Consider the following 18,345-nt stretch of genomic DNA (forward strand, 5'->3'; position numbering starts at 1 on the left):
GAAAGCTCCCTCCCGTGACGAGGGGGCGCGCTCCCCGAGTGACAAAAGGCCGGATCGAAAGGCCGCGAGAACGGTTCGGATGCGGGGGCTTTGGAGGAAAAAGGACGGACATGGCAACAATGGAAAAGGTTCCGATGCTGGTGGAAGGCTATGAGCGGCTGACTGCCGATCTCAAGGCCCTGCGCGAGGAACGTCCCCGGATCGTCGACGCGATCGAGGAAGCGCGCGCCCACGGCGACCTGTCGGAAAATGCCGAATATCACGCGGCGAAGGAACGCCAGGGCCAGGTCGAGGCGCAGATCGCCGAGATCGAGGACAAGGTCAGCCGCGCCCAGATCATCGACCCCAAGACGCTGTCGGGCGACAGGATCATCTTCGGCGCCACCGTCACCCTCCTCGACGAGGACGACAAGCCGGTCAAATACCAGATCGTCGGCCAGACCGAGGCCGACGCGAACAAGGGACGGATCTCCTACTCCTCGCCGATGGCCCGCGCGCTGATCGGCAAGCAGGTCGGCGACGAGATCGAGGTGACGGTGCCTTCGGGCGACAAGTTCTACCTCGTCGAGAAGATCGAGTTCATCTGAGGATATGATGCGGGTCCCCGCGCAGGCGGGGACTCCGTTCTTCCGCGGCGGGATACCGTGCGCGGGCAGGGACAGCCCTCCGGAAAACCGACATCCGCACTATGTCCCGGCCCTTCGCCGGGACACGGGTTCATGTGCTCCTGGCCCGCCGCCCCGGCGGCCACGACCTCATTCCTCGGGCGTCAGCAGCTTGTGGATGTGGACCACGACGTATTTCATCTCGGCATCGTCCACGGTGCGCTGCGCCTGCGCGCGCCAGGCTTCGACCGCGGCTTCGTAGGAGCTGAACACGCCGACGACGTGGAGGCTTTCGGGGTCCTGGAATTCGTGCCCGCGCGGGTCCTTCACGCGGCCGCCCATGACGAGGTGGAGGCGCTGGCTCGGGGTGGTTTCTTCCATTCTCGGCTGTCCTTGCTTGGCTCGCCCCTGTCGCATCGAAACACGAAAAAGGGCCGTGGGGAGGATTTCCCCGCAGCCCTTAATCGCTTTCGCACGCCGGGCAAGCCCGCCGCTTTCGCAAGCGGGGCCGGTCGGCCCGGAACGGATCAGCCTGCGATGCGCTCCTTGATGTCGCGCACGGCGCGGCTCGCCTTGCGCTTGGTGCGGCGGGCGCTGTCGCGCGCGCTGTCGGCCACGGTCCCGGCGCGGTAGCCGGCATCGCGGCGGACCTTGCGCGCGGTCGCCTCGGCGCTGTCGGACAGGTCCTCGAGCCGGTCCTGACCGGCCTCGGCGGCGGACAGGGCCTCATCGACCAGTTTCAGGACATAGGCGGTGATCGCGTTCATGAACGGCGCGAACAGCGCCTCGCTCCCGCGTTTCGCGGCGCCGCCTGCTGCGGTGGCGGCGCCGCCGACCGCGCCTGCGGTCGCGCTGGCTGCGCGGCCTGCCGCGCGCCGTCCGGGCGGCGTGGCGAGGCCGATCAGGATGCCGATCCCGATCGCCGCGCCGACCACGGTCAACGGGTGCGCGCGGGTGTAGTCGCGCGCGGCGACCGCCGCATCGCGCGCATCGTCGGCGAGGCTGCGCTCGGCAATGCGGCGCTCGCTCGCCTCGATCTTGGCGCGCAGCTCGTCGCGCCTGTCCGTGCCCTTGCTGTTGTGTCCGCTCGCCGGCGCGTTGCCGGTGTGCGCGGCGGTCTTTTCCCAGGTGGTCTGGCCGGTGCTCGTTTCGGTCATTGTCACTCCTTGCCCGCGGGTCGCGGGCGCTTGTCTCTTGCGGCGCGCATCATACGCCGTTTCCGGGCTTCGTGAAAGCAACGGGGCGAGGGCGGACGGTGTTCCCGCGCCGCTCAGACGGGCTCCGCATCGGTCCCGTGATCGGCATCGTCCTCGCGATCGGCATCGTGCCCATGGTCCGCATCGTCCGGCGGCGGCTCGGCCAGGCCGAGGATTTCAAGGATCGGCTGCCGCGCGAGGAACAGGAACAGCGCCCCGATCAGCACCGCGATCACGCCGCGATTGTCGTCGGCGCGTTCCTTGGCGAGTTCGAACACCTCCTCGGCGCCTTCCTTGACGCGGGTTCCCGCGCGGGTGGCGACGGCCTTGGGCGCAAAGCTCTTCTTCGCGTGGTCGATATCGGCCTTGAGCACGGCGAGCGCGGCGTTGCGCAGCGCGAGGTCCTCTGCAAGGCGGGGGTCCATATCCGCCATCTCAGATCTCTTCCTCCGGCGCGGTGCCGGGCACGCGGGCGGGCGGGGAGGAGGCATCGCCGGCGGAGAAGATCTCCCCGATGCGCTGGCCGTGCCTTGCCGCCTGCCAGCCGAGCAGCCCGGTCACGCCGAGCAGCGTGCCCACCACGATCGCGATCGAGCCCCAGATGGTCACCAGCGGGGCGAGCGCCATCACCAGCCCCACCGCGAATGCCAGCACCGCGACGTGCAGCACCACGACCGCGACGACCGCGAGGCCGAGCGCGATCCCGGCGTGCTTGCCCGCAAGGCTGGCGCGGGTTTTCTGGAAATTGATCTCGGCGCCGACATAGGTGCGCCCGTCATCGATCAGGGCGGCGAGCTCTTCGGTCAGGCTTTCGGACAGGCCTTCCTCGGGCGGGCCGACCGTTGTCGGATCGGCCGGCATGTCGGCGGGCGTGTTGGCAGGATCGAACGGGTCCTCGATCCCGCCGGGCGCGCCGGGCGGCAGATGTCGGTCCGACCCGCGGGCAAGGTCCGGCGTCGCTGCTGCCGGTTCGTCGCCCGGCACCGCTTCACCCGGCCGACCGTGCCCGGCGGGGGCCGTTTTCGTCGCGGCCACGCCTTCAGTCGCGCGAGCCGCGGAACATCCGCGCGAACAGGTAGCCCGCGAGCGCCGCCATGCCGACCGCAAGGCCGGGGCTGCGGCGGACGAATTCGCGCGCGTCCTCGCCCAGTTCCTCGACGCTCTTCTCGTCGATCCGGGCCGAGGTTTCGGCCAGGCTGCGCGAGGCCTTGCGCGCGTAGTCGCCGTATTCCGGGCCGAGGCTCTCGTCGATCTTGGCCGCGGTGTCGGAGACGACGTGGCTCAGCGAGACGAGCCCTTCGCTGACCGATTTCTTGCCTTCGGTCGCGAGTTCGCTCGCGCGGGTCCGGGCCTTTTCGCCGTAGGCTTCGCCCTGTTCGCCGGCCTGGTCGCGGTAGGCACCGACGCGGGTCTGCGCCTCGCTGCGGAGGGCGGCGGCGCCGGCCTTGGCTTCCTCGAGAGCGGCGTTGAAACGGCTCTTCGCCTCGGCGGCGTGATCGCCGTCAGGCCCCTTGGCGACGGCGCCGGTCTTCTTCGCGCTCGCCGCCTTCTTGGGGGCGGTCGATTTCGTCGTCGCGCCCTTGGCGGACTTGGCCGGGGTCTTTTTCGCCGTGGTCGATTTCGTGGTGCTGCTCTCTGCCATGATCGTCTCGTCACCTCCCGTGATCGCATGAATGGGCAAGAAATACATCATCGCCCGTCTATGCAATGGCCGCGCGGCGAAAAGGGTCCGAAACAATGCCGTTCCGCACGCGGCCTGGCCCGGCGACGGGGCAAACCGCCGCTTGCGCCGCCGCAAAGGGCAGCATAGGGACGCGGGCGAAAGGCGCAGCGGCCGGGGCCGCGTGCATCATACACGATCAGCCAGCCGGAGCCAAACATGACCGCCATCATCGACCTTCACGGCCGTGAAATCCTCGACAGCCGGGGCAATCCGACGGTGGAGGTCGACGTGCTGCTCGAAGACGGCAGTTTCGGCCGCGCCGCCGTGCCCTCGGGCGCGTCGACCGGCGCGCACGAGGCGGTGGAACTGCGCGACGGCGACGCGGCGCGCTACAAGGGCAAGGGCGTGCTGGGTGCGGTCGATGCGGTCAACACCGAGATCCGCGAGCGGCTCGTCGCGGCCTTCGATGCCGAGGACCAGCGCGATGTCGACATGGCGCTGATCGCGCTGGACGACACGCCGAACAAGGCCCGGCTCGGCGCGAACGCGATCCTGGGCACCAGCCTTGCGGTGGCCAAGGCGGCGGCGGCGGCGCGGGGCCTGCCGCTCTATTCCTATATCGGTGGTGTTTCGGCCCACGTCCTGCCCGTGCCGATGATGAACATCATCAACGGCGGGGAGCACGCCGACAACCCGATCGATATCCAGGAATTCATGGTCATGCCGGTCGGCGCGGATTCCATCGCGGAGGCCGTGCGCTGGGGCGCGGAAATCTTTCACACCCTGAAGAAGGGCCTGTCGGACAAGGGCCTTTCGACCGCGGTCGGCGACGAGGGCGGCTTCGCCCCCGACCTCGCGGGCACGCGCGACGCGCTCGATTTCATCATGACGAGCATCGAACAGGCCGGGTTCACCCCGGGCGAGGACGTGGTGCTCGCGCTCGACTGCGCGGCGACCGAGTTCTTCCGCGAGGGGCGCTACGAAATCTCCGGCGAAAAGCTCAGCCTTTCGGGCGAGGAAATGGCCGATTATCTGGCGAAGCTGACCACCGACTACCCGATCCGTTCGATCGAGGACGGCATGAGCGAGGACGATTTCGAAGGCTGGAAGGCGCTGACCGAGGCGATCGGGGACCGTGTCCAGCTGGTCGGTGACGACCTTTTCGTGACCAATCCGCAGCGCCTAGCCGACGGGATCGCGCGCGGCCTTGCCAATTCGCTGCTGGTCAAGGTCAACCAGATCGGCACGCTCACCGAAACGCTGGCCGCGGTCGATATGGCGACCCGCGCGCGCTACACCAGCGTGATGAGCCATCGCTCGGGCGAAACCGAGGATGCGACCATCGCCGACCTCGCGGTTGCGACCAATTGCGGGCAGATCAAGACCGGCAGCCTTGCCCGGTCGGACCGGCTCGCGAAATACAACCAGCTGATCCGCATCGAGGAAGAGCTGGGCGACAGCGCGCATTATGCCGGGGCGGCCTGTTTCGGCGCACTGAGGGACTAGAGCGCCCCGCCGGCGAGCGTGAAGTAGCGGTCCATCGCCTCCAGCCCGCGCCGGGTCAGGCGCACCAGCACCCGGCGCTGGTCGCATGGGTCGTGTTCGCGCCGGACGAAGCCCGCCTCTGCCAGCACGCCGAGCCAGCGCAGCCCCGTCGTCGGCGGGGCGGCGGAGCCGATGCACGCGCTCGACACCGAGACGTCCTTGCGTTCGACATGGGCGATGTAGAGGTCGAGCAGGATGTCCCACGCGGGCTCCCCGAACAGATCGGGGCTGCCGAAGATCGCCCCGCGGCGGCGGCGGGCGGCATAGGCCTTGCGCGCGAGGATCCCGAAGCGGCGGCGCTGCGTTTCGGGATCGGGCGGCACCGCTTCCTCGCGCGGCTCGGCGCCGGGCGCGGGCCGGGCGTGCGGGGCACACCTGCACCCCGCATCGCGGCCCGCCATGCCCGAGGCCAAGCCCGAGCCCGCTCCCCCCCCTTCCGATGGGCCGGAAAGAGCGGTGAACCGACCATCGCGCAATTGCCGGGCGATGGCCATCAACTGATCGGCGAAGGGCCTGAGGTCGGTCGGCGAGCCATCGCCCCCGCCGGCGGTGCGGGCTTCGGGAAAGCGCGCCGTCCCGCCCTGTCCGTCATTCGAGATCTCGCCGGCAGGATCGTCGTCCTGCGAGCCGACGCAGCGATCGGGGAAGGGGGAAAGGCGGCCCTCGGTCATCGCCGCCCTCCCTGCCGCGGCGCATTGCGCGGAGCGCCGCCGTCTGTCTGGAGTGCGAGCGAGCCGGCGTGGGCGGCGGGGCCGATGGAATTGCCAGGGTGTGTCATGCGGATTGCGACCTTCCGGGACCGGCGGTGCGCGCCGATCCGATCGGCCTTGTCGGCCGGTCGATCCGAAGCGCCCCCATTTGCCGGCAGGTTAGCTTACCGCCTGCGCGCTGGCTTTACGCAAGAACCCTAAGGCGAAACACCCGGTCCCGCGCCCGCGGGCGGCGCGGGTGCAGGCTTTCAATGCGGCTGTCCGTTCGGCGGCAGGATGCCGACAAGGCGGGCGTCGTATTGTTCGGGCCAGTCCGCGTCTTCCCCGGACAGGTCCCATGCGGGTGCGGCATCACCGCCCGGCGGTTCCGCGCCCGCCTGCGCGCCAAGCCCCGCGGCAAGGTGTTCGATCGCGGCGTTGACGTGGATCGCCGCGATCCCCGCGCCGGCCCGGTCGAGCCGGACGAGACAGTCGGTGAGAACGAGGGCGACGTCGATCAGTTCGGCCGTCGGGCCGGTGGAAGTGCAGGTCATCGGGAATCCTTCGAGCTGGAACGATTGGTGCGCGGCCCTCAGGAAGTATCCTTAGCCCAGCCTTATGAAGACCTGTATCCGGGCAAACCCCTAGTCCGGCCCGCACCCCGCCCGGCGCGCGGGCTCAGCGGGCGAATCGCTCGGCCAGCGCCATCAGCGCGAGCGCGGCCTTCGCCGCCTCGCCGCCCTTGTCCTTCTGCGCCCGGTCCGCGCGGACGAGGGCCTGCGCCTCGTTCTCGACCGTCAGGATCCCGTTGCCGATGGCGATGCCGTCCATGGTCAGCGCCATGATCGCGCGCGCGCTTTCGCCCGCGACGATCTCGAAATGATAGGTCTCGCCCCGGATGACGACCCCGAGTGCGACGAAGGCGTCGTAATCGCCGCTTTCCGCCGCGAGCGCGATCGCGCCGGGAACCTCGAGCGCGCCGGGCACCGTCAGCACCTCGGCCTCGTTCCCGGCCGCCTCGATCACGGCGCGCGCGCCGGCGATCAACTGGTCGTTGAGGTGTTCGTAGAAGCGCGCCTCGACGATGAGGATGCGTGCCATTTCGCGTTACTCCGGGATCGGCCGGTGGCCGGTGATAGTGAGCCCGAAACCCTCGATCGCGACGAGGTCGGGGCGTGAATTGGACAGCAGGATCATGTCGTGGACGCCGAGATCGGCGAGGATCTGGGAGCCGATGCCGATGTTGCGCAGTTCCTCGTCCCTGCTCCATGCGCCCGTGCCGACGCGGCCGGTCAGGATCACGATGATGCCCGACCCGTGATCGCCGACCGCCTCCATCGCCCGCTGGAGCGTGCGCTTGCGCGGGCCGGGTGCGCCCAGAACGTCGTCGAACACCGAGATCGGGTGGACGCGGGCGAGGGTCGGCTCTCCCGGGACGACATGGCCTTTCTGGAGGACGTAGGCTTCGTTCCCCTCGACCCGGTCGCGATAGGTGATCATGCGCCAGTGGCCGCCGTAATCGCTCACGAAATTGCGTTCGGACAGGCGCTCGACCAGATGGTCGTTGCGCATCCGGTAGGCGATGAGGTCGCGGATCGTCCCGATCTTGAGATCGTGGCGGCGCGCGAATTTCACGAGGTCGTCCATGCGCGCCATGGTGCCGTCCTCGTTCATGATCTCGCAGATCACGCCCGAGGGGTTGAGCCCGGCAAGGCGCGAGATGTCGACCGCCGCTTCGGTGTGCCCGGCGCGCACGAGGGTCCCCCCGTCGCGTGCGGCGAGCGGGAAGACATGGCCGGGGGTGACGATGTCGTCCGGGCCCTTGGCGCTGTCGATCGCGACCGAGATCGTGCGCGCCCGGTCGGCGGCGGATATGCCGGTGGTGACCCCTTCCTTCGCCTCGATCGAGATGGTGAAGGCGGTCTGCATCGATTCCTTGTTGTTGCGGCTCATCGGCTGCAATCCGAGGTGGTCGACCCGCTCCTTGGTGAGCGCGAGGCAGATGAGGCCGCGCCCGTGGGTGGCCATGAAATTGATCGCGGCCGGGGTCGCCATCTGCGCGGGGATGATGAGATCGCCCTCGTTCTCGCGGTCCTCGTCATCGACGAGGATGTACATCCGTCCGTTGCGCGCTTCGTCGATGATCTCCTCGATCCCGACGAGGACCGGGCGTTCGTCGTTGGCTTCGAGGAAGGCGGCGAGCTTGGCGAGGGTTTCGGCGGTGGGGTTCCAGCTTTCCTCCGTGCAGTCGCGCAGGGTGTTGGCATGGAGCCCGGCGGCCCGGGCAAGCCCGGCGCGGGTGAAGGTGCCGCTTTCGACGAGGTCGCGCACGCGTGTGACGGTCGATGTGTCCATGACGACGCCTTATTACACCATGATGTGAATTCAAGCCCCGCCTGTCGCGCCGAAACGCGCAAGGCGCCTGAACCAGGTGAACGAAACCCCGACGCAATGTGGCGCGCGATGTGCGCTGCAGGACGAAACTGAGGGAAGGGAGGTGGTGGACGCACTAGGGCTCGAACCTAGGACCCGCTGATTAAGAGTCAGCTGCTCTACCAACTGAGCTATGCGTCCATACCGATCGGGATCGGAAAGTCACGGCGGAGGAGGCGCAGGACGCGCCTGTCGAATCGCGTGAGGCGCTGCATATAGCGCGCTCTTTGCGATTGGGAAGGGGCTATGCCGCTTCCTCGCCCAGATTTTCAAGGGCGAGGCGGGCGAAACGCTCGCGCGTGCGGGGCGACAGGCGCACCGTGCTTTCGAGCCGGTCGGAGAGGTTCTCCTCGATGCACAGCACGCCCTCGCGCGAGAGCAGGTGGGCGATCCTGAGCGCGGCGGGCTGCGAAAGGTCGAGGATGCGGTGGAGCTGGCGCAGACTGGTGACGAGGCCGCGCGTCTCGCGGTGGTACACGGCCTCGGTCATCAACGCGGCGAGCACCACCCCGCCTTCGCGCAGCGGCGGTTCGGCGGGACGGCAGGGTTCGGCCGGGGCAAGCCGGTCGAGCAGGTTGCGGACGATACGAAGCGGAAAGGGCATTGCGAGGCTCGGGAGCGGGGGAGGTGTTCCTGGCGGCAGGACTGCCAAGGGGGGAGTAACCGCTGCCGCCAGGATCCGGGCTTTCAGCCTTCCGCCCGGACCGGACGGATTGCGACCCGAAGGCCCGAACTTGATCGATGCGGGCCGTTGCGCGTTTCCTGGCCAAAGCGGAAGTCGCCCATCCGGGTGACTTCGTGTATGACGCAGGTCATGCAGCGGCATTTCGCCAGCCTGGACCGGATCTCCGACATCGCCGAGGCGATCCGGTATGGCTGCGACGTCGCCGAGGAAGAAGGCGCGGTGCGGCAGAGCTATCACGTCACGCCGCTGTTCGAAGAGCCGACCTCGCCTTCCACCATCGTCTATTCGCGCGGCTTTCCCGAAGAATGGCTGGAACGCTACGAGGATGCCGATTTCCGCCGCGACGACCCGATCCCGCGCCGCGTGCTTGCATCCGGCACCATGCTGACCTGGCGCGAGGCGTTCGAGGCGGGGCGCAACACGCCACGGAACGAGGCCTTCTTCGGCGCGATGCGCGACCACGGGCTCGAACACGGTTTCGGCATTGCGCTTTTCGGGATGCACGGGCGCGATGGCTATGCCGCGATCGATTTCGGCTGCCCGGTGGACCAGGTGCCGGACCGCCGCATCGGCCTCGTGCGCGCCATCGCCCAGGCGGCGCACCAGCGGGTCTGCGTCCTCATCGAGAACGGGCCGGGCAAGATCTCGCTGTCCGACCGCGAGCGCGAGGTGCTCGGCTGGTTCACCGAGGGCAAGTCGCTCTCGGTCACCGCCGACATCATGGGTCTTTCGCCGGACACGGTGAAGACCTATTCACGGCGAATCTACACCAAGCTCGACGCCTCGGACCGGGTGGGGGCGGTGGTCAAGGCGCTCAAGCTCGGGTTGCTGCGGGCCTGAACGGTCAGGCCGCGAGTCCGCCAGAATAGCCGCCCGACGGTCCGCCGCCGAAGCCTGCGCCCAATCCACCCCGGGGCGCCTTGCGGTTCCAGCGGTCGACCATCATCAGCGCGCCGATGCAGATCATGTTGGTCAGCATCGACGAGCCGCCGTGGCTCATGAAGGGCAGCGGGATGCCGACCACGGGGGCGAAACCCATCACCATCAGCAGGTTCACCGCCACGTAGAAGAAGATCGTCGCCACCATGCCGCCGGCGAGCAGCTGGGCGAATCGGTCCTGCGAGGCCCGCGCGACCTGCATTCCCCAGCGCAGGATCAGGCTGAAGACGCCGATCACGAAGAGCCCGCCCACCAGTCCCCATTCCTCGGCCATGGTGGCGAAGACGAAATCGGTGTGCGGTTCGGGCAGGTATTGCAGGTGGCTTTGCGAGCCCTCGTTGAAGCCCTTGCCGAACAGGCCGCCCGATCCGATCGCGATCTTCGACTGGGCGATGTGATAGCCCGCGCCCAGCGGATCGGCCTCCGGGTCGAACATGGTGAGCACCCGGCGCTGCTGGTATTCCTGCAGGCCGAAGAAGAACGCCAGGGGCGCCGCCGCAGCAGCAGCAGCAGCAGCACCGATGAACCAGCGCAGCGGCAGCCCGGCGAGCAGCATCACCACCGCGCCGCCGAATGCGATCGCGAGGGAGGTGCCGAGATCGGGCTGGAGCAGCACGAAGGCGACCGGCGCACCGATCAGCCCGGCAGGGATCAGCACCGCGCGCCAGCCGGTGACGAGACCGACCGGCAGGATCGAATAGAAATGCGCCAGCGTCACCACGATCACCGGTTTCATCAGTTCGGACGGCTGCAGCACCATGAACCCGAGGTTGAGCCAGCGCTGGCTGCCGCCGCCGACCTGGCCGCTGATCTCGACCGCGATCAGCAGCGCGAGAACGACCAGGTAGGCCGGATAGGTCAGGAAGCGCACCAGTTCGCGCGGGAAGGCGGCGATGACGAGCGCCATGACGAGGAACACGCCAAAGCGCAACAGGTGCGAACTCGCGAAGGGTTCCATCGAGCCGCCGGCCGCCGAGAACAGCACCGCCGCGCCGAAACCGACCAGCGCGAACAGCGGGATCAGCATTCCCCAGGGCTGGCGCGCGATCGGTTCGGGAACGACACTCGGCACGGCCTTCAACCCTCGCTGCCGGGAACGGGGCCTGGCGCGCCAAGCCCGGCATCGGGGCGCGGGCTGCCCGAGGCGGCGGGATCGGGGCGGGGGGTGATCGCATCGTCCGCGATCGCCTCGCTGCGCGCGGCGGCAAGGCGCGCCTCGGCCTCGACCATGTCGAAGATGTCCTCGTCCCGGCGCGGCAGCGAAACCACGGTCGCCCCGCGTTCCGCGGCATAGGCGGCGTAGCGTTTCTCGAGCCGCTGCTGCGCGGTGCCGCCCCATTCCTTCTCGAGCTTGAGGAGCGCATCCATGCCCCTTTCGGGATCGAACATGAAGGTCATCACGTCACGCGCGATCGGATAGGCCGCACCCGATCCGCCGCCGTGCTCGATCACGACGGCCCCGGCATAGCGCGGGTTCTCCACCGGAGCGAAGAACACGAACAGGCCGTGGTCGCGGTATTTCCAGGGGCCGGACCGGCCGTCCGAGACCGACAGCGAGACGACCTGCGCGGTGCCTGTCTTGCCCGCCATCTGGACGTTTTCGAGCGGCAGACGCCCGCGCCCCGCGGTGCCGGGACCGTTGACCACGTCGCTCATCGCCTGCCGCACGAAGGCGACCGCGTCGGCTGCCATGTCGACCTGGTCGACGCCGCGCTTCGGCGTGTTCATGACGAGCCGCGGCATGACGTGCCGCCCGGTCGCGAGCCGCGTCGCCATCACCGCGAGCTGCAAGGGGGTGGCGAGGTAATAGCCCTGCCCGATCGAGGCGTTGACCGTGTCGTAGCTCTGCCATTCGCTGCCGAACCGGTCGAGCTTCCACGAAGGTGTCGGAACCGTGCCGTAGAACTGGCTGGTGACGGGCAGCGGGAATTGCTTGCCGAGGCCGAACTGGCTCGCCATCGCGGCGATCTTGTCGAAACCGATGGCCTGCGCGTAGTGATAGAAATAGCTGTCGCACGACTGGTAGATCGCCTTGGCCATGTCGACCGTGCCGTGGTTGCTCCAGCAATTGAAGAAGCGGTTGCCGATCCGCCGTCCGCCCCCGCAGGAAATCGTCTCGTCGGGGTGGATCCCCTCCTTCAGGAAGGCCATGCAATGCATCGGCTTGACTGTCGAACCGGGCGGGTAGAGTCCCTGGAGGACCTTGTTGCGCAGCGGCACGCGCTCGTCCTCGCGCAGCATGGCGTATTCGACCGAGCCGATGCCGTCGGAAAAGCTGTTCGGGTCGAAGCTCGGCATCGAGGCCATGCACAGGATGTCGCCGCTCGCGCAGTCCATCACCACGACCGAGCCGCTTTCGAGCCCGATCCGGCGCGCGGCATAGTCCTGCAGCGGGCCGTCGATGGTGAGCTTGACCGGATTGCCCTGCACGTCCTCGCGCGTTTCGAGATCCCGCACGATCCGGCCCGAGGCGGTCACCTCGACCCGCCGCGCACCGGGGACGCCGCGCAGGTCCCGTTCGAACTGCTTTTCGAGCCCGTCCTTGCCGATCTTGTAGCCCGGCGTGATGAGCAGCGGGTTGCGGTCCTCCTCGTCATATTCCTCGGCATTGGCGGGGCCGACATAGCCGACGAGATGCCCGACCGAGCAGCCAGTCGGATAGAACCGCGAAAAGCCGCGCTGGGGCACGATCCCCTGCAGGTCCGGCAGGCGCACGCTGAGCGCGGCGAACTGTTCGTAATCGAGCCGGCTCGCGACCTCGACGGGCTGGTAGCCTTGGGACCGGGTCACCTTCTGCTTGATGTCCGCGATCCGGTCGGGTTCGAGCGCCAGGAGCGTGCCGATCTGGTCGATCGTCCCTTCGGGATCGGACAGGCGTTCGGGGATCACGTCGACCCGGAAATCGGCCCGGTTCGAAGCGAGCGGCGCGCCGTTGCGATCGAGGATCCAGCCCCGGCGCGGCGGGATCAGCGACAGGTTGACCCGGTTGCTTTCGGATTCGAGCCGGTATTTCTCGTTCTCCGCGATCGCGAGATAGCCCATGCGGACCGCAAGCAGGACGCCGATCCCGCCCTGCACCGTGCCGATCACCATCGCCCGCCGGTCGAAGGTGTTGCGAAGGCTGGAAGCGGTGATCTTGGGGCCGCGGCGGGCGAGGCCGCTCTTGCGGAACCAGCGCTTCATCCGACCCTCCGGGTGCGGGCGAGGCGGAAGCGATCGAGCCACGAGACCGCCCGCGCGAAGGCAGGATAAAGCACCACCGCCACCACGATCTGCGGCAGCATGGCGAGGAGCAGGGGAGGGGAGACCGTCGCGCGTGACAGGGCCATGGCGGCGACGATATAGAGCACGATAGCTAGACCTGCGGTGAACCAGTCCTGCCAGAATCCGCGCCAGGGCACCTGCTGTTCCAGGTATTCGAAGGCGATCATGGTCAGGGACCATAGCAGAACCGCGCTGCCGAGCGGCTGACCGCTGACGAGATCGTCGACGAGGCCGAGCGGAACGCCCGCCCAGATCGGCAGCAGGCCGGGACGCATCAGCCGCCATGCCACCAGCATGACGAAGCCGAGCGGCGGGCTCAGCGGCATGGCATCGGCCTGCACGAACACCGGCAGCAGCGATCCGGCGACGATCGAGACATAGGGCACGGTCCGCGCGCGCAGGGGCGAGGCCTCGCGGTTGATGCCGCTGCGATAGCGCACGCTGCGCGGCCTGCCGGGGCGCCGGTCGATCACTCCTCGAGCTCTTGCTGGGTCAGCTCGTTTCGTCCGCCGATGCGCGATGCGGCGACCGCCTCGCCTTCGTAGATCGGCTCGATCGAGACGAAGTCGGTCGCCGAAGGGTCGGCGATCAGCCGGCCGAGCCCGCCGTCGGCGGTGAGCTCGCTCAGCACCGCTACCGCGACGCCCGGCCGGTAATAGCCGCCCGCGCCGCTGGTGACGAATACGTCACCGACCTTGAGAGGGTTGAGGCCGAGATTGATCAGCCGGATCCGCAGCAGGCCGTCGCCGCGCCCTTCGGCGAAGGCCACCGTGTTGTCGCCCGCCCGCCGCACCGGCAGGACGCTTTCGCTGTCGGTGAGGAGCATGATCCGCGCCGATCCGCGCGCGACCTCGAGCACCCGACCGACCACGCCCCGCGGAGACCTGACCGGCATTCCCGGCGCGAGCCCGTCGGCGCTGCCCACCGCGACATAGGCGAAGCGCCGCGCGCTGGTGGAACTCGAGCCAACGAGGCGCGCGACGGCGACCGGTTCGACCTCGCCCGTCGCAAGGTCGAGCAGCGCCTTCAGCCGGCGGTTCTCGTCGCGCACGGCCTCGGCCTCGGCAAGGCGGATGCGGGCGATCGCGTTCTCCTCGCGCAGGCGCGAATTCTGCGCGCCCGCGTTGAAATAGCCGGTGACGACATCGAAAGCCGATTGCGACCCGCTGCGCGCGGCGGCGGGGACCTCGCCCACCGGTGCGACCACATCGCGCACCGCGCCGCGCAGGGGCGCGAAACTGCCCGGCTGCCAATAGGACAGGAGGAGCAGCGCCGCCCCCAGAAGCGCGCCCAGCGCCGCGAGCAGGTATCCGGTGAAGACGGAATACTGCGCCTTCTTCGAAAAACCCGAACGGCGCGATGACGGCGGCGCCATGGCCTGCTGCCCCTTCTCTAGCGGTTCAGCGCCCCGGCGAATGCGGGGCGCGCGCGGTTCATGCCGTCATCAGCATGCCGCGATAGATCGGATCCTCCATCGCGCGCCCGGTGCCGATGGCCACGCAGGTGAGCGGGTCCTCCGCGATCGAGACCGGCAGGCCGGTTTCCTCGCGCAGGTGCTCGTCGAGCCGCCGGATCAAGGCACCGCCGCCGGTGAGCACTATGCCCTGGTCGACGATGTCCGCCGCAAGTTCGGGCGCCGTGTTCTCGAGCGCGATGCGAACCCCCTCGACGATCGCGCCGATCGGTTCGGACAGGGCTTCGGCGACATGGGCCTGGTTGATCGTGATCTCCTTGGGCACGCCGTTGACGAGGTCACGGCCCTTGAGCGTGATCGTCTTGCCCACGCCGTCCTCGGGGACTACAGCGATGCCGTAGTCCTTCTTGATCCGCTCGGCTGTCGCATCGCCGATCAGGAGATTGTGGTGGCGACGGACATAGGAAACGATCGCTTCGTCCATCTTGTCGCCGCCGGTGCGGACCGAAGTGGTGTAGGCGAGGCCGCGCAGGGAGAGGACCGCGACTTCGGTCGTGCCGCCGCCGATATCGACCACCATGGAACCGACGGGCTCGGTCACCGGCATGTCCGCGCCGATCGCCGCCGCCATCGGTTCGAGGATGAGGTGGACCTCCGATGCGCCCGCATTCGACGCCGCATCCCGGATCGCGCGCTTTTCCACCGAGGTCGAGCCCGAGGGCACGCAGATCACGATTTCGGGATAGCGGAACAGGTTGCGCTTGCCATGGACCTTGCGGATGAAATGCTTGATCATCTCCTCGGCGATCTCGATGTCGGCGATCACCCCGTCACGCAGCGGACGGATCGCCTCGATCGTGTCGGGCGTCTTGCCCATCATCATCTTGGCATCGTCGCCGACCGCCTTCACCCGCTTGACGCCGTTGATCGTCTCGATCGCGACCACGCTGGGTTCGTTGAGGATGATGCCCTGATCCTGGACATAGACCAGCGTGTTGGCCGTGCCGAGGTCGATCGCCATGTTCTGCGATCCGAATTTGAAGAGGTTCGAAAGGAAGCTCATTTCTGGTTGTTCCGTAGGAGCGGGGGGGATGCTGGCAGACGTTTCCGCGCAGTTGCGACCCCGAGGTGACGCACCTTGATGCGCCTAGCGTTTTCGCGGCCAAAAGGCCAAAATAATTGTGCAGCGAGGTGGTGATTATCCTTGGTTACCCTCGAATTTGCGACCGCTGACAGCTAGGCTGCGACAAATGTCACGCATTCGTCGTCTTCCGCCCGTCCTCGTCGACCGCATCGCCGCCGGAGAGGTGGTCGAGCGGCCGTCCTCCGCGCTCAAGGAAGTGGTCGAGAACGCGATCGATGCCGGCGCGACGCGAATCGCGATCGCGCTCACCGATGGCGGGCTCACCCGCATCGAGGTGACCGACGACGGCTGCGGAATGGACCGGGCCGAACTGGCGCTCGCGCTCGAGCGGCACGCGACCTCGAAACTGCCCGACGCGCTGATCGGCGCCGAGAGCGCGATCGAGCGGGTGGTGACGCTCGGCTTTCGCGGCGAGGCGCTGCCGTCGATCGCGAGCGTCGCCCGCCTCACGCTCGAAAGCCGGGTTGCGGGCGCGGCCGAAGGCTGGCGGCGCGTCGTCGACCACGGCGAAACGGTCGCGGAAGGCCCCGCCGCCCTGCCGCCCGGCACGCGGGTGCGGATCGAGCAGCTCTTCGCGCGCGTTCCCGCCCGGCGCAAGTTCCTGCGCACCGCGCGGAGCGAATACATCGCGAGCCTCGACGTGATCCGGCGCCTCGCCATGGCCCGGCCGCAGATCGCCTTCACCCTGACCAATGGCGCCGAGGGGAAGGAGCGCACCGTGCTTCGCACCCAGGCGGGCGAGGCGCTGGCGACGCGGGTGGCGCAGATCGTCGCGCACGAACTCAAGGACAACAGCGTCGTCATCGATTGCACGCGCGAGACGCCGCACGGGACCATGCGCCTGTCCGGCATGGCGGGCCTTCCGACCTACAACCGCGGGGTCGCCGATCACCAGTACCTCTTCGTCAACGGTCGCCCGGTGAAGGATCGGCTGCTGGTGGGTGCGGTGCGCGGGGCCTATTCCGACATGCTCGCGCGGGACCGGCACGCGGTGCTCGCGCTGTTTCTCGACCTGCCGCCCGAGGATGTCGACGTGAACGTCCACCCGGCCAAGACCGAGGTGCGCTTTCGCGATGCCGCCGCGGTGCGCGGGTTCATCGTCTCGGGGCTGCGCCAGGCGCTTTCGACCGGCGATAGGCGCAGCGCGCAGGGGCCGGACCGCAAGGCGATGGAGCGCTGGCAGGCCGAGCCCGCCCGGTCCGCGCTTTCCCCGGGGGAGGAGGCGGGGGCGCCCGGTCCGCCGTTCGATCCGGGGCGCGCGGCACACTTTCCCCGCCCCGCCGGTCGAGGGGAGGGGCCAAGGCTGCGCGAGGAGGCGACGGTATTCGCAGGTTTCGAGCCCCGGCCCCAGGGCCGCGCCGAGGAGGCCGCCCCGATCCCGGAGGAAGCGCGCCACTACCCCCTCGGCATTGCCCGCGGGCAGGTCGCCAACACCTACATCGTCGCCGAGGCGGCGGACGGGCTGGTGCTGGTCGACCAGCACGCCGCGCACGAACGGCTCGTCCTCGAACGCCTGCGCGCGGCAGGGGCGGGGGAGGCGGCGAAACGGTCGCAGGCCCTGCTCGTGCCCGACGTGGTCGAGCTGGACGAAGCCGATTGCGACCGGCTCGAGGACGCCGCCGAGGGTCTTGCCCGCTTCGGCCTCGTGATCGAGCGTTTCGGACCTGTAGCCATGCTGGTGCGCGCGGTGCCCTCGGCCATCGCGAAGGCCGACAGCGGCAGGCTCCTGCGCGACCTTGCCGACGATATCGCGCAGCACGGCCGGGAGGAGGAGAGCGGCGCGCTGCTGCTTGCAGAGCGGCTCGAATACACGCTCGCCACCATGGCCTGCCACGGATCGGTGCGGGCGGGGCGGGTGCTTTCGGTTGCGGAGATGAACGCGTTGCTGCGCGAGATGGAGGCGACCCCGCGTTCGGGCCAATGCAATCACGGTCGCCCGACCTGGGTCAAGCTGTCGATGGACGATGTCGAAAAGCTGTTCGGGCGGCATTGACGGGGACGATACCATGCCGGCGCGCGCCGGGCCGGGGGAACGGACCGGTTCCCGTCGGCGTTTTGCCGGTTCATGCGCGGTCGGGGCAACGCCTGTCGCGCGCGATCACAAGCAAAGGGTAAGAGGAATGAACACAGAGATTCGCAGCGCAAGGATGGAGAAGCGGAGCAGGAAGCGTCTCGGCCAGATGTTCGGGCCGATCGCCGTGTTCTTTCGCGGCTTCCTCGAGGCGCCGCGCATGGTCGGCTCGGTCATCCCTTCCTCGCGCACCACGATCGAAGCGATGCTGGAGCGGGTCGACTGGGAAAACTGCCGGCTTTTCGTCGAATACGGCCCGGGCGTCGGGACGTTCTGCCCGCACATCCTCGACCGGCTGCCCGCCGACGGCAAGCTCCTCGTGATCGATACGAACGAACGGTTCGTCGACTATCTCAAGCGCACCGTGCGCGACGAGAGGTTCCATGCCCGGCTCGGCTCGGCCGAGGATGTCGAACGCTTTGTCAGGCAGCTCGGCCACGACAAGGCGGATTTCGTGCTGTCGGGCCTGCCGGTCTCGACCCTGCCGGAAGACGTCGCCGATCGCATCGTCGCGGCGACGCAGCGGGTCCTGCGGCGCGGCGGGGCGTTCCTGACCTACCAGTTCCGTCCCGTCGCGCGCGACCTGACCGAGGCGCATTTCGACCGGGTAGAAACCGATTTCGTCTGGCGCAACGTCCCGCCCTGCATCCTCGCCTGGGGATGGAAGGAGCGGGGCTGGCAGGACAGCCCGGCCTGA

General features: G+C 68.6%; 20 protein-coding genes and 1 tRNA gene. 5 read left to right on the top strand and 16 right to left on the bottom strand.

The features are described from left to right. Positions 1–110: 110 nt before the first annotated feature. Complete coding sequence (gene greA / locus BLU08_RS03015; RefSeq protein ID WP_090195100.1) at positions 111–587, top strand: transcription elongation factor GreA; 477 nt, start codon at positions 111–113, stop codon at positions 585–587. Between the two features lie 168 nt (positions 588–755). On the opposite strand, the gene BLU08_RS03020 is transcribed toward greA, so the two are convergent. The 5 genes from BLU08_RS03020 to BLU08_RS03040 form a co-directional block, all read right to left on the bottom strand. Beyond that, entirely contained in the window at positions 756–986 is a 231-nt protein-coding gene (locus tag BLU08_RS03020) for a DUF4170 domain-containing protein (protein ID WP_090195103.1), read from the bottom strand. A 146-nt stretch (positions 987–1,132) separates the two neighbouring features. Beyond that, positions 1,133–1,762, bottom strand: a complete 630-nt coding sequence (locus tag BLU08_RS03025; RefSeq protein WP_090195105.1) for a hypothetical protein — start codon at positions 1,760–1,762, stop codon at positions 1,133–1,135. Between the two features lie 113 nt (positions 1,763–1,875). Further along, on the bottom strand, positions 1,876–2,235 hold the full coding sequence (locus BLU08_RS03030; RefSeq protein ID WP_090195108.1) for a hypothetical protein: 360 nt from the start codon (positions 2,233–2,235) through the stop codon (positions 1,876–1,878). 1 nt (position 2,236) lies between these two features. Continuing rightward, entirely contained in the window at positions 2,237–2,836 is a 600-nt protein-coding gene (locus BLU08_RS03035) for a phage holin family protein (RefSeq protein ID WP_157674434.1), read from the bottom strand. 4 nt (positions 2,837–2,840) lie between these two features. Beyond that, entirely contained in the window at positions 2,841–3,443 is a 603-nt protein-coding gene (locus tag BLU08_RS03040; protein ID WP_090200928.1) for a hypothetical protein, read from the bottom strand. 237 nt (positions 3,444–3,680) lie between these two features. On the opposite strand from BLU08_RS03040, the gene eno reads away from it, so the two are divergent. Next, positions 3,681–4,970: a phosphopyruvate hydratase gene (eno, locus tag BLU08_RS03045; protein ID WP_090195114.1), complete on the top strand. Its 1,290-nt coding sequence runs from the start codon at positions 3,681–3,683 to the stop codon at positions 4,968–4,970. On the opposite strand, the gene BLU08_RS15445 is transcribed toward eno, so the two are convergent. From BLU08_RS15445 to BLU08_RS03075, 6 genes are all read right to left on the bottom strand, one after another. Next, the gene (locus BLU08_RS15445) at positions 4,967–5,680 is read right to left on the bottom strand and encodes a MarR family transcriptional regulator (RefSeq protein WP_233996063.1); all 714 of its coding nucleotides are present in this window, start codon (positions 5,678–5,680) and stop codon (positions 4,967–4,969) included. The genes eno and BLU08_RS15445 overlap by 4 nt on opposite strands. A 287-nt stretch (positions 5,681–5,967) precedes the next feature. Continuing rightward, complete coding sequence (locus BLU08_RS03055; RefSeq protein WP_090195117.1) at positions 5,968–6,252, bottom strand: hypothetical protein; 285 nt, start codon at positions 6,250–6,252, stop codon at positions 5,968–5,970. Between the two features lie 124 nt (positions 6,253–6,376). Next, positions 6,377–6,799 (bottom strand): 6,7-dimethyl-8-ribityllumazine synthase, encoded by a 423-nt coding sequence (gene ribH / locus BLU08_RS03060; protein WP_090195118.1) that lies wholly within the window; start codon positions 6,797–6,799, stop codon positions 6,377–6,379. A 6-nt stretch (positions 6,800–6,805) separates the two neighbouring features. Further along, complete coding sequence (gene ribB, locus BLU08_RS03065; RefSeq protein WP_090195121.1) at positions 6,806–8,053, bottom strand: 3,4-dihydroxy-2-butanone-4-phosphate synthase; 1,248 nt, start codon at positions 8,051–8,053, stop codon at positions 6,806–6,808. 143 nt (positions 8,054–8,196) lie between these two features. Next, positions 8,197–8,272: transfer RNA gene (locus BLU08_RS03070), tRNA-Lys, on the bottom strand. Positions 8,273–8,375: 103 nt separating this feature from the next. Then, a complete protein-coding gene (locus tag BLU08_RS03075) occupies positions 8,376–8,735 on the bottom strand; it encodes a hypothetical protein (protein WP_090195123.1) in 360 nt (119 codons plus the stop codon). Between the two features lie 198 nt (positions 8,736–8,933). Here BLU08_RS03075 and BLU08_RS03080 point away from each other — a divergent pair, with 198 nt between their 5' ends. Further along, positions 8,934–9,656, top strand: a complete 723-nt coding sequence (locus BLU08_RS03080; protein WP_090195126.1) for a LuxR family transcriptional regulator — start codon at positions 8,934–8,936, stop codon at positions 9,654–9,656. Between the two features lie 4 nt (positions 9,657–9,660). Here BLU08_RS03080 and rodA read toward each other — a convergent pair whose 3' ends face one another. Genes rodA through BLU08_RS03105 form a run of 5 tightly spaced genes read right to left on the bottom strand, consistent with a single transcriptional unit; the run spans position 9,661 to position 15,496 of the window. Then, positions 9,661–10,782 carry a rod shape-determining protein RodA gene (gene rodA / locus BLU08_RS03085; protein ID WP_090200930.1) on the bottom strand — a complete coding sequence of 374 codons (1,122 nt, stop codon included), beginning with the start codon at positions 10,780–10,782 and terminating at the stop codon, positions 9,661–9,663. Between the two features lie 50 nt (positions 10,783–10,832). Next, entirely contained in the window at positions 10,833–12,938 is a 2,106-nt protein-coding gene (gene mrdA, locus BLU08_RS03090) for a penicillin-binding protein 2 (protein ID WP_090195128.1), read from the bottom strand. Then, a complete protein-coding gene (locus BLU08_RS03095) occupies positions 12,935–13,492 on the bottom strand; it encodes a rod shape-determining protein MreD (protein WP_233996065.1) in 558 nt (185 codons plus the stop codon). The genes mrdA and BLU08_RS03095 overlap by 4 nt, the downstream gene beginning before the upstream one ends. Continuing rightward, the gene (gene mreC / locus BLU08_RS03100; RefSeq protein WP_090195131.1) at positions 13,489–14,394 is read right to left on the bottom strand and encodes a rod shape-determining protein MreC; all 906 of its coding nucleotides are present in this window, start codon (positions 14,392–14,394) and stop codon (positions 13,489–13,491) included. Before mreC ends, BLU08_RS03095 begins: the two co-directional genes overlap by 4 nt. Positions 14,395–14,452: 58 nt before the next feature. After that, positions 14,453–15,496 (bottom strand): rod shape-determining protein, encoded by a 1,044-nt coding sequence (locus BLU08_RS03105; RefSeq protein WP_090195134.1) that lies wholly within the window; start codon positions 15,494–15,496, stop codon positions 14,453–14,455. 187 nt (positions 15,497–15,683) lie between these two features. On the opposite strand from BLU08_RS03105, the gene mutL reads away from it, so the two are divergent. After that, complete coding sequence (gene mutL / locus BLU08_RS03110) at positions 15,684–17,570, top strand: DNA mismatch repair endonuclease MutL (protein ID WP_090195137.1); 1,887 nt, start codon at positions 15,684–15,686, stop codon at positions 17,568–17,570. Positions 17,571–17,697: 127 nt separating this feature from the next. Then, on the top strand, positions 17,698–18,345 hold the full coding sequence (locus tag BLU08_RS03115) for a class I SAM-dependent methyltransferase (protein WP_090195141.1): 648 nt from the start codon (positions 17,698–17,700) through the stop codon (positions 18,343–18,345).

It is taken from the genome of Erythrobacter sp. HL-111 (genome assembly GCF_900105095.1).
Lineage (GTDB): Bacteria > Pseudomonadota > Alphaproteobacteria > Sphingomonadales > Sphingomonadaceae > Erythrobacter.

What these genes read in the sequence shown, in the direction of transcription:
- greA (WP_090195100.1), top strand. Translation starts at nt 111, where the DNA reads ATGGCAACAATGGAAAAGGTTCCGATGCTGGTGGAAGGCTATGAGCGG.
- BLU08_RS03020 (WP_090195103.1), bottom strand. Translation starts at nt 986, where the DNA reads ATGGAAGAAACCACCCCGAGCCAGCGCCTCCACCTCGTCATGGGCGGC.
- BLU08_RS03025 (WP_090195105.1), bottom strand. Translation starts at nt 1,762, where the DNA reads ATGACCGAAACGAGCACCGGCCAGACCACCTGGGAAAAGACCGCCGCG.
- BLU08_RS03030 (WP_090195108.1), bottom strand. Translation starts at nt 2,235, where the DNA reads ATGGCGGATATGGACCCCCGCCTTGCAGAGGACCTCGCGCTGCGCAAC.
- BLU08_RS03040 (WP_090200928.1), bottom strand. Translation starts at nt 3,443, where the DNA reads ATGGCAGAGAGCAGCACCACGAAATCGACCACGGCGAAAAAGACCCCG.
- eno (WP_090195114.1), top strand. Translation starts at nt 3,681, where the DNA reads ATGACCGCCATCATCGACCTTCACGGCCGTGAAATCCTCGACAGCCGG.
- BLU08_RS15445 (WP_233996063.1), bottom strand. Translation starts at nt 5,680, where the DNA reads ATGACCGAGGGCCGCCTTTCCCCCTTCCCCGATCGCTGCGTCGGCTCG.
- BLU08_RS03055 (WP_090195117.1), bottom strand. Translation starts at nt 6,252, where the DNA reads ATGACCTGCACTTCCACCGGCCCGACGGCCGAACTGATCGACGTCGCC.
- ribH (WP_090195118.1), bottom strand. Translation starts at nt 6,799, where the DNA reads ATGGCACGCATCCTCATCGTCGAGGCGCGCTTCTACGAACACCTCAAC.
- ribB (WP_090195121.1), bottom strand. Translation starts at nt 8,053, where the DNA reads ATGGACACATCGACCGTCACACGCGTGCGCGACCTCGTCGAAAGCGGC.
- BLU08_RS03075 (WP_090195123.1), bottom strand. Translation starts at nt 8,735, where the DNA reads ATGCCCTTTCCGCTTCGTATCGTCCGCAACCTGCTCGACCGGCTTGCC.
- BLU08_RS03080 (WP_090195126.1), top strand. Translation starts at nt 8,934, where the DNA reads ATGACGCAGGTCATGCAGCGGCATTTCGCCAGCCTGGACCGGATCTCC.
- rodA (WP_090200930.1), bottom strand. Translation starts at nt 10,782, where the DNA reads ATGCTGATCCCGCTGTTCGCGCTGGTCGGTTTCGGCGCGGCGGTGCTG.
- mrdA (WP_090195128.1), bottom strand. Translation starts at nt 12,938, where the DNA reads ATGAAGCGCTGGTTCCGCAAGAGCGGCCTCGCCCGCCGCGGCCCCAAG.
- mreC (WP_090195131.1), bottom strand. Translation starts at nt 14,394, where the DNA reads ATGGCGCCGCCGTCATCGCGCCGTTCGGGTTTTTCGAAGAAGGCGCAG.
- BLU08_RS03105 (WP_090195134.1), bottom strand. Translation starts at nt 15,496, where the DNA reads ATGAGCTTCCTTTCGAACCTCTTCAAATTCGGATCGCAGAACATGGCG.
- mutL (WP_090195137.1), top strand. Translation starts at nt 15,684, where the DNA reads ATGTCACGCATTCGTCGTCTTCCGCCCGTCCTCGTCGACCGCATCGCC.
- BLU08_RS03115 (WP_090195141.1), top strand. Translation starts at nt 17,698, where the DNA reads ATGAACACAGAGATTCGCAGCGCAAGGATGGAGAAGCGGAGCAGGAAG.